This window comes from Parasutterella sp. (assembly GCF_057870745.1).
Map to the genome: position 1 here is coordinate 1 of NZ_DBMALT010000071.1, position 8,138 is coordinate 8,138.

Annotated in this window: 6 protein-coding genes; 3 read left to right on the top strand and 3 right to left on the bottom strand. The window is 44.1% G+C overall.

Annotated elements, in window-relative coordinates; genetic code table 11:
• Positions 1–141: 141 nt before the first annotated feature.
• Both ACZND6_RS12350 and ACZND6_RS12355 read left to right on the top strand, forming a co-directional pair.
• Positions 142–327, top strand: coding sequence for a hypothetical protein (locus ACZND6_RS12350; protein WP_489524743.1), 186 nt, complete (start codon positions 142–144; stop codon positions 325–327).
• Positions 328–420: 93 nt separating this feature from the next.
• The gene (locus ACZND6_RS12355) at positions 421–585 is read left to right on the top strand and encodes a hypothetical protein (protein ID WP_489524744.1); all 165 of its coding nucleotides are present in this window, start codon (positions 421–423) and stop codon (positions 583–585) included.
• Positions 586–724: 139 nt separating this feature from the next.
• Here the strand turns inward: ACZND6_RS12355 and ACZND6_RS12360 are convergent, their stop codons facing one another.
• Positions 725–4,495: an SNF2-related protein gene (locus ACZND6_RS12360; protein WP_489524745.1), complete on the bottom strand. Its 3,771-nt coding sequence runs from the start codon at positions 4,493–4,495 to the stop codon at positions 725–727.
• A 104-nt stretch (positions 4,496–4,599) separates the two neighbouring features.
• A complete protein-coding gene (locus ACZND6_RS12365; RefSeq protein WP_489524746.1) occupies positions 4,600–5,640 on the bottom strand; it encodes a Fic family protein in 1,041 nt (346 codons plus the stop codon).
• A 193-nt stretch (positions 5,641–5,833) separates the two neighbouring features.
• On the opposite strand from ACZND6_RS12365, the gene ACZND6_RS12370 reads away from it, so the two are divergent.
• Entirely contained in the window at positions 5,834–7,420 is a 1,587-nt protein-coding gene (locus ACZND6_RS12370; RefSeq protein WP_489524747.1) for an AAA family ATPase, read from the top strand.
• Positions 7,421–7,492: 72 nt separating this feature from the next.
• Here ACZND6_RS12370 and ACZND6_RS12375 read toward each other — a convergent pair.
• On the bottom strand, positions 7,493–8,138 hold a 646-nt coding region (locus tag ACZND6_RS12375; RefSeq protein WP_489524748.1), incomplete at its 5' end, for a transposase.

Here is an 8,138-nt window from a genome sequence, read left to right on the forward strand (position 1 = left end):
GTTAGACGATTTAGCAATAAATGGTCTGGCAACCAGCAGGGTTGAAACAGGAATTTAATTAAAGGTCTGTTTTATAGATTTTTGTAGATTTAAAGTAGCGGAAAGACGATAGAGCAAGCGGGTGTCAGAAACCTTGCTTCCATGCTTGCAAAAGATAATCCAGAGACACTTGTTCATATGTTTAACAGGCTGCTGGAGTCTATTGATTACAAGGATTATGCGATCAAAGATGAGGCTAGTCTTCGGGCTGTTTTGCAAGTTGCAATGGTAGGGTCTGGTCTGTCTCCTAGGATTGAATGTCATAACGCCCATGGCAGAAGCGATTAAGGAGTTACGTCGGGGGAAAGGCATATTGTTTTAGAACTCAAATACTGTGGTAGCTGTATCTCAGCCTCGGGCCCAAAGCGTCTATTGAAAGAGATGGTAGAGCAAATGGAGAAACGCCGCCACGGAATGCAGACAGAAGAAAAAGAACTGCTCAGAATCGCTTTAGTTTTTTCTGGAAGCGAAAGGCGGATTACAGAGTGGTCAATTGTGCCTCCCACAAAGAGTTTGGAAGTTGATGAACAGTTCGGAACTGTTTAGATGGAAGGGCTTGGCACCCTCAAGATTGATAATCGTTCAAAATGAAACGTTTTTCGTTTCGGTTAATATAAATCGCAACGAAAAAGTCATTTCCGCAATAATTTACTAATGACCCCGACACTTCAGTCTTAGGCTTCCGTCAATCCGGTTCCGACAGCTGTTTGCTGAGCGTAAAGATTTCCTGAAGCTGCTTATTGTCAAGTTCGGTAATCCAATGCTCTCCGGTGGCCACCGTCATTTCGGCCAGAGCCTTTTTGCTTTCGAGCATGTCATTAATCTTTTCCTCAAAGGAGTTGGCCGTAATGAATCGGTAAACCGTGACATTCTGTTTTTGACCGATTCGGAAAGCTCGGTCCGTGGCCTGATTTTCAACCGCCGGATTCCACCATAAGTCGTAGTGAATCACGGCGCTGGCGGCGGTAAGGTTGAGACCGGTACCGGCTGCTTTCAGCGAAAGAATCATGATTTTTTCGCTTCGGTCGTTTTGGAAGGAATCCACTAATTCCTGCCTTTCCCTGACAGGCAAACCACCGTGAATGAAATGAGGTTTCTTTCCGTACTTTTCTTCCAGCCACTTTTGCAGGAGGGTGCCCATTTGTCTAAACTGTGTGAAAATCAAAACCTTTCTGTCTGCTTCGAATAACTCATCTAAGATGCCGAAAAGCTGCTGCATCTTTCCGGAATATTCCGGTCCCTTAAACGGCGAGTTCTTCTCAAATTGAATCGGCGCATTGCAGATTTGTTTGAGCTGAAGAATCATTTGAATAACAATGGCGGCTCTTTCCAGTTGGCCTAAACCGGCGTTCAATTTCGCTAAATTTTTGTCGACGGTAGCCTGATAGAGCGCAGCTTGTTCCGGCGTGAGAACGCAGTATTCCTCTTTGACAATCTTTTCCGGAAGATCTCGGATAATGGATTTGTCTGACTTTAATCGTCTGAGAATGAAAGGCTCTGTGAGTTTTTTGAACTGATCAGCGACAACCTTGTCTTTGGTAACCTCAATCGGGTCTGCGTATTCCTTCTTGAATTTTTTCTCGGTTCCTAAAAGTCCCGGATTGGCGGTTTCCATGATGGACCAATACTCGAGCAGACGGTTTTCAACAGGCGTACCGCTCATCGCAATGCGATGTTCGGTTTTTAGAGCCTTTACGCACTTCCACGTAGAAGTTTTGTGATTCTTTACTGCTTGAGCTTCATCTAAGATCACTAATTTGAAATCTTTCTTCTTAAATGCATCCTCACGCCGAATGGTTCCGTATGTCGTCAGGTAAGCATCTGCGCCATCCACGGATAAGTTTCGGTTCGGACCATAGAAGGGGACGATTTGCAGATCAGGCGTAAATTTTGCTGCTTCTCTCATCCAGTTCGTGAGAAGCGTAGTAGGAACGATAATCAAAGCCGGCTTCGAATCAAACTCTTTCCTTGTTCGCATGCTTTCAAGTACCGAAAGAACCTGAAGCGTTTTACCAAGACCCATGTCATCGGCAAGAATGGAGCCGACACCGATCTGAATGTTTCTCAGCATCCATCGATATCCGCGTTCCTGGTAGTTTCTGAGTTTTGCTTTGACAGATTTAGGCAAAGGAGCATCGACATCTTTGAAGAGATTTTTGATGGCTTCTTTGACCTTGTCGCCTAACAATACAGGTGCCTTTTCTGCTTGCCCTGCAAGAACTGCACGGAAGAGGGCAAGTTTGTTGGGCTCTTGAAGTTTTCCTCCGAGGCGCTTGCGGATATTTTCCAGCTCTTGCGGATCAAGATAGACATAATGGTCATGGAAACGAACCACTTTGCCTGCCTGGCTAAAGAGGCTGGATTCTTCTTCTGGCGTGATTCTTCTGTTGCCCACAGCAACAGTCCAATCAAAGTCGAGCAAGCCGAGAAGACTTAGGAAGCCTCCGCCCTTCCATTCCTCGTCCATGTCGACTTCTAAGTGAACTTGCGGCTTAAGTAAATTCTGCAATGATTTCGGCAGGATGATAGAAACACCGAGAAGCGTCAGCGCAGGTATCGACTCAAGAAGAAGAGGAGTTAATTTATTCGCAGTTAAGGAGGAATCTGTTGAAGGATTCTCTAAAATTCCATAGATTTCGGGGCAGTGTTCGGAAAGTTTTGCCGAAACTTTCATAGCATCAAACTTGTATTCCGCCAGTTCCGGGTTGGTGAGGAAGTCGTTGAAAGAATAGTAGCCGCGCTCCTTATTACGTCCTTTCGTGTTTTCTAGGTTGAAGCCCAGCTTAATTGTTAAATGAGGTTCGAATTTTTCCTCCGGCTCAAGCAAATCATCATCAAGAATTTTTGCATCGACAATCTCTTCTTCAGTAATACTTTTATCGAAAACATTGACAGAAAGAAGTCCCTCCCGTCCGGGGAAATCACTTCTTTGCCGCATGTCTTCAGAAATTGTCAGCACCGGCTGAAGTTCCGAGCGCGCAACTGTCAAAGAACTGAGCCATTCAGACAGTCTCAAACGAGCGGCTTCAGCAGATACTTCATCTTCGGTGTCGATAAAGCCGCCGCCGAGGAGCGCAGACTGTTCATACACATTCAAATCTGTTCCCGAGGTTGACTGGAAAGCTGCGGTGACGTAGCTCTGGATGAAACTTCCTAAGAAAATTTCTCCCAAAGTTTGCTCGTCGATTTCGTCCGGGCACTTGAGGATGTCAAAAACTTCTCGATCAATACCTTTGAGTAAATTACCAAGTTTGACGACTAAAGTCTTGATCGTTAGATCAGATGTCGCCGGAATCCACCGCACAGCAAAGCATTTTGGAACGGGTTCATACATTTGCGGAACAATGGCGCCGGCCAAAGTGATTTTTGATGCGAGCACCCAGCAGTAATAAAGTGCTTCAACAGATTCCGGCGAGTCTTCCAGTCGTTTGCTGTTAATGTAGCCGGAGAACATTTCGTGATACCTTACAACGGATCCGTCCGGTCTTTTTTCTCCGACCTTTCTGTTGACCAGACCTTTCTTGTCTAAGTCGAATTCTTTCCAAAAAAGATCTGAGCTCACTCGAGCTTGGCCCCAGGAGTTAATGCAGATCATTTCGTGCTCGCCTTCAAATAGGGGAGGCGTGCGCTCTGATACGTCATTTATCTGTTTTTTGGCAATCTTGGCAGCGTTTTTCAACACTTTGGCAGTCAAAGCTCTTAAGTCGCCTTGGACATAGCCGGCAGGCTGCTCTGTCAAAATTTTGAACAAAGATTCTGCATCGAAAGTGATTTTTTGAAAAACCAGCGGTTTAAATTTTTCGAGCCAGTCCTTGCGGCCCTCAGCAGATATAACCGTGTATGTATCCAGTTCAAGGTGTTCTACAGGAGGATATTTCTTCTTAAGCAAGTGCTGCCAAGTGGGTATCTCGGCTTTCTTAGCTCTTTTGATGGATACACCTTCCTTCTCTAATTCTTTGATGAGGTCAATTCCACGCAAAGAGAAGAGAATGAAAGGATTGGCATCAATTTCGCGGCTCATGATGTAGATCACTGCAGCCATATGTTTGCAAGGAACGGCGAAATCAGGACAGCTGCAAGAAAGCTCCATATCCGACCAGCGTCTCGGGAAAAGGCGAATCCCAAGCTCACGGCAAATTGAAAGTATTTGCGGATCGAGCTTTCGGGTGGCCAGTTTTGCGAGGATTAAGGGAGAGGCTGCAATTCGCTTTACCAGCTCGCTGATTTGTTCTTGCGTGATCGGCGGAAGTCCGATCGTGACGCGATAATAAGGATCGTAGTTGCCTTCAACTCTGGCTTTGATGACCCTTCGGGAGGAGTCTATTTTGAAGGATAAAACGCGGCCGGTATTGGCGTAGGTTTTGCCGCGAGGTATGCGATTGTCGTAATCAATATCACCTAAAGCCTCGAGCCATTGTTTGCCCCACCAGGTTGTGCCGTATTCAGTTCTCGCCATGATCGTTGAGTCGCCGTAAGAATGTCTAAATTTTGGACGAAATTTGAGCGGCATTGCAGATTTTTGGTAAGCGGAATCAAAAGATGCTCTTGTCGGCACTTTCTTTAGAAGTAATTAGCCGTTGAAAACTCAAACTGTTCGATGAACATTTTCTTGAAAGAAGGAAGAGAGTTTTGTTCAAAGAAGAGCAATGTGGCGTACCGATAATCGTCCGGATCAACGGTTCTGAAGGAAATTGGACAATATTTGTTTGCGAGCAGCAAAGCATTGCAAAGTATTCTTGCCGTTCTTTTGTTCCCGTCTTCGAAAGGCTGGATGTAGGCAATTAAGAGCAGAGTGATTAAGGCTTTTTCTAGAATATTTTGTTTGAAATTAATGAGATCGCAGACATCTTGGAGAGCCTTTTGAATTTGACGTGCATCGCTTAACGGCTTGTAATTTGTGCCTGTAATACCGACTCTTCCGGATCGGATTTTGTTCGGTATTCCAAGTCCTTTTGTAAGAAAGCGGTGAATCTCAAGGATGCTTTCAACTTTTAGCTCACCAAAGTAATCAGGGTGGCTGAGGACGTAGTCCAAAGCGGCTTGATGGTTTAGAAGCATGGCGGCTTCTTCTTTTATTTTACCTTTGGCTCGTTTTCCTTCTTTGAAAAGTGATTCGGTTTGAAGCAGCGTGTAGGTGTTACCTTCAATTTGGGATGATTTCCATGATAAATCAATGGCTAATCTCTCCATTTCCTTCTGTCGAAGTACAGGCGATAGTCCTTTCCAGTGTTCTTTGAACTCTCTTTGTCGTTCAACGAGTGTTCTCATTTCTTCCTGAGAGAAAAGATCATGACTCCTTAACGTGTCAAACAAATCAAAGTTAAAGGAAGTCAACGCTTGACGGTCATCCTGTTCTTTTCGGAAATATTCCTCTGGAACTCGCGGATTAAACAATCTTCCTAAGTTTGTTACTTCATACTTGGCAGATCTCCCGGCACCGCTAGAAACGACTTTTCCGTCTTTTGTCAAAGACGAAACTAAACGATGAACGGTTGTCTTAGAAAAGCCGGCACCTAATTCGTCTGCGAGCTCTGAAAGACTCTTTGGAGAATTAAAAAGAGAAGACAGAACTTTTGATTCTTTATCTAAGAGAATGGACATTTTCGTTCCAAAATATATCGATTTTCGTTCTATTTTAATGATAGATAGAATGATTAGAGAGAGATTTTGGAACGATTAACTTGTTTCTCGAAAGCAAAAATGTCTACGGAGTTTGCCAGAAGGCATAGAGACGCCGGCTCTGACTCACGGTAGTTTTCTCTTAGAATTGGCCTGTAGGCTCTAGGAGAGGAGGATGGAGGAATTAAGGTTACTGCCGCTGGGAACTTCAGATTTTGTGGCGCTAAGGCTTAGAAACCAGATATATGTAGACAAGTCGGCACTTGTCTACAAGGTTGCCTCTCAAAATGGAATATTCCTCTTTGTTCGGCCCCGTCGATTCGGAAAGTCCCTGTTGATCTCTACATTTGAATCCTTGTTCAAGTTCGGATTGAGAGATTTCAAAGACCTAGCCATTGAAAAACTTTGGATAGAGAAAAAGATTTACAACGTCGTTCGGCTGGATTTTTCGGAAATGAGACCCGACTTTGGTTTGAAGAAATTCAGGGATGATTTACGAGATCGCTTAATAGACAATTTCTCCTCATTCGGTTTTCGCTATGACCAAGCCGGATCTTCGATTTTCAAGCAATTGTCTGTATGGCTCAAGAAACAAGAACCTAACTCATTAGTTCTCCTTGTAGACGAGTATGACACGCCCCTAACCTCTTGTTTGAATAATCCTGAACTTTTCAACAGTGTTCAGGTTGCTCTTTCAGATTTCTACGCCGTTCTGAAATCTAACGATGACGCGCTGAGGTTTGTTTTCATTACCGGCATTGTCAACTTTAACAAGGGGCATCTTTTTTCCGAAGTTCAGGAGTTGTCTGATATTTCTCTGGATACGGAATTTGGCGAGCTCTTAGGTTTCACAAGAGGTGAGGTAGAGGAATATTTTTACCCGTATTTGGAGGCTGCTTCTCAAGTCTTGAATTTGCCAGTTTCAGAACTTTTAAAGAAGGTAATTAAGCAATATGGCGGATTTTGCTTTGAAAGAATGGCAACAGAAAAAGTTTTAGCTCCGTGGTCCTTTCTCAATTTCTTAGCATCGCCAAGGAATGACCTCTTGGATTATTGGTTCGAAAGCGGTGGTAAAGCTTCTGCTCTCATGGATAGTTTGAAGTCGGACTCTATGAGGGATCCGGAAGAATACGGAAGAGATAAATTCGTTTCCTTGTCATCATTGTCCGGAAGTTCCAGTCTGGAATCTTTGTCTGACTTAGCACTTCTTACCCAGACAGGCTACTTAACCATCAAAGCGGTCAAGTATGGAGATACCGTTTTTCTAGATTATCCAAATCTTGAAGTAAAGAAGTCTATGGGGCAACTGTACGTAGAGCACCTCTTGACAGGTAGAAGCGCCGGACAAGTTGGAGCTGGTCCAATTGTTAAAGTTTTGTCGGAAGAATCAGCCGAGGCGCTTGTCCATATCTTTAATCGTCTTTTTGCAGCAATTGATTATCAGCGATATCCGGTAAGAGATGAAGCCTCTGTCAGAGCATTTACTCAAGTTTATTTAGCAGGTGCTGGATTAGAGCCAAAAGTAGAGCACCATACCGCTCACGGGCGCAGTGATTTGGAAGTGAAAGTTAACAACAGGCATTGGATCCTAGAATTTAAGGTTTCTCGGGATCAAGACGACCTAGATAAAAAACTCGGAGAAGCTGGCGAACAACTGAAACTTAAGGGATATGGTAACGATTCTTCATCAGGAAATCTGATCAAAGTTGCCTTAGTTTTCTCCCTAGAAGAACGAAAGTTCGTCCGATGGAAAGAAGTTTAATTGCTACGAAAACGTCCCCAAAATTCTTAGGATCGGAACGTTAGTGGCCCTTTTAGTTTTGTAACGTAAATTCTAGCTTTGGGTATCTTTCAAGTCAGAGAGCGAGGGCCATTGATTAGGGTTTAGTCGTACTCCTAAAGCTTGCATGATTTGCAGTTGATGCTTCGTGGGACGCTTATAAAATTTACGATGGTTCCCGATAGAAACTCTTCTGATGGATGCCACTTCATCAAGCAAGCCGGTGACGGTTTTGACATATTTTGGCATTTCACCGTTGGACTGAATCTCGTTAAGTAAGTAACACCTCAGAATTTCGGCGATAAACTGTACAAATAGGCGCGACTGCCGGGTATGGCAAGAATGCATTCTCAGCCGTTTCAAGTCGGCATCATTCTTGAGGTCATCAAATCTCTTTTCCACTCCGTCACGAAGTTTATAGGCGATCAATGCGTCGTTGGGATTTTTAAACTGCGTGCTGAGGATGGCGAAGTAGCCCGCATCGACATTCCTCAGCTCAGAGATTTGTTCTAATTTAGGTGTAACTCTCACACCTCGAACCGGTGTCTTTTTCACATCGAAACAGAGCTGGGCCAATTCTTCAAGGGCCGGATCTTTTATTTTTTCCTCCAGAGAAAGTTTCTTTTCTAAGGACTTCAGGGTGCTCATCAAAGCCTCTACTTGATGATTCTTGTAGTAGTCCGTGTAATAGAGATGCAGA